This window comes from Caballeronia sp. M23-90, assembly GCF_053574605.1.
Genome location: NZ_JBSIPA010000734.1, coordinates 1 through 1938 on the forward strand (window position 1 = coordinate 1; position 1938 = coordinate 1938).

At 63.7% G+C, this 1938-nt stretch carries 1 protein-coding gene; it reads right to left on the minus strand.

Annotation, left to right across the window (positions count from 1 at the left end; genetic code table 11):
- Window positions 1-147 precede the first annotated feature (147 nt).
- The gene (locus tag ACRXB1_RS35275; protein WP_174364102.1) at window positions 148-1878 is read right to left on the minus strand and encodes a dihydroxy-acid dehydratase; all 1731 of its coding nucleotides are present in this window, start codon (window positions 1876-1878) and stop codon (window positions 148-150) included.
- Window positions 1879-1938: the final 60 nt, after the last annotated feature.

Here is a 1938-nt window from a genome sequence, read left to right on the forward strand (position 1 = left end):
TCCAGCGTCAGGCGCAAGGGCGGGTGCGCCTGACGCTGGGTGGCACGGCCTACGAATCGATCCGCGCGGCGCTGACGGAACGGCTGAAGGCGCTTGAAGCGCAAAAGGACATCGCCTACTCTGCAGACTCGTGAAGCTGGTCGATCATCATTCGATGGTCGGCGTCGATCCGGTGAAATGCTCCGCACGCAGGAAATCGAAATCGACGCCCTTGTCCGCCTGCGTCACCGTTTCCAGGAAGAGCTTCCGGTAGCCGCGCCCGGCTGTCGGCACGACGACGGGTTCATCGAGCGCGCGTTGCGCCAGTTCTTCCTCCGGGACGAGCAGCGATATCTCGCGATTCGCCACGCTCAGGCGGATCTGGTCGCCGTTGTGCACATGGGCAAGCGGCCCGCCGATCGCGGCCTCGGGCGTCACGTGCAACACGATCGTGCCGAACGCGGTGCCGCTCATGCGGCCATCGGAGATCCGGACGATGTCCTTCACCCCCGCCTTCGCCAGCTTCTTCGGAATCGGAATATAGCCCGCCTCCGGCATGCCCGGCGCGCCCTTCGGTCCGATGTTCTTGAGCACCAGGATGTCGTCGGCGGTGACATCGAGATCGTCGGAATCGATGCGCAGCGCCATGTCATCGGCGTTCTCGAAGACGATCGCGCGACCGGTGTGTTCCATGAGGTCCGGATGCGCCGCCGATTGCTTGATGATCGCACCGCCCGGCGCAAGATTCCCTTCGAGCACGGCAATGCCGCCCTGCGGATAGATCGGCCGTTCGCGCGTCTTCACGACGTCTTGCGCAAAGCCCGGTCCGCTGAGTTCGATTTCCTCGCCAAGCGTGCGGCCCGTGACGGTCAGCGCATCCAGCTTGAGCAGCGGCTTGAGTTCGCGCAGAAGCGTGGCCATGCCGCCGGCATGATGGAAGTCTTCCATGTAATGCTGCCCGGACGGCTTCAGGTCCACCAGGACGGGGGTATCGCGGCCCATCCGGTCGAGCGCCTTCAGGTCGACTTCGAGCCCGCAACGCCCGGCGATCGCCGTCAGGTGGATGATGCCGTTCGTCGATCCGCCGATTGCAAGCAACACGCGCATTGCGTTATGAAATGCATCGGGCGTCAGGATCTTGTCGATGGTCAGCCGTTCATGCGCCATCTTCACGGCCTGCGCGCCACTCAGTTCCGCCACGCGCATGCGGTCGGCGGTAACGGCGGGCGGCGATGCACCGCCAGGCACGGTCATGCCCAATGCCTCGGCAATGCACGCCATCGTGCTTGCGGTGCCCATCACCGAACAGGTCCCCACACTCGCGACGAGCTGGTTGTTGACATCGGCGATCTCCTGCTCGTCGATCTCTTCCGCGCGGAACTTGCCCCAATAACGGCGGCAATCCGTGCACGCGCCCACACGTTCGGAACGATGCGAACCCGTCAGCATGGATCCGGTGATCAGTTGAATGGCCGGGAGACCCGCCGATGCCGCGCCCATCAGTTGCGCCGGCACCGTCTTGTCGCAGCCGCCGATCATCACGACGGCGTCCATGGGTTGAGCACGCAGCATTTCCTCGGTGTCCATCGACATGAGGTTGCGCAGGTACATGCTCGTCGGCGATGAAAAGCTTTCGTGGATGCTGATGGTCGGGAAGTCCATCGGCAGGCCGCCGGCCAGCATCACGCCGCGCTTGACCGCCTCGATCAGTTGCGGCGCGTTGCCATGGCACGGGTTGTACGCGCTGCCCGTATTGACGATGCCGACCACGGGGCGATCGAGCGCGCTGTCGGTGTAGCCGGCGCCTTTGATGAACGCCTTGCGCAGGAAGAGCGAGAAGCCGCTGTCGCCGTAGCTGGTCAGGCCTTTGCGAAGACCCGTGGAGGATTTTTCTGACATGGTTTTAGTGGTTAGCGAAGCCGTAGAGCTTGTGTGCGTTAGTGGTAAGAATCGCCGTGA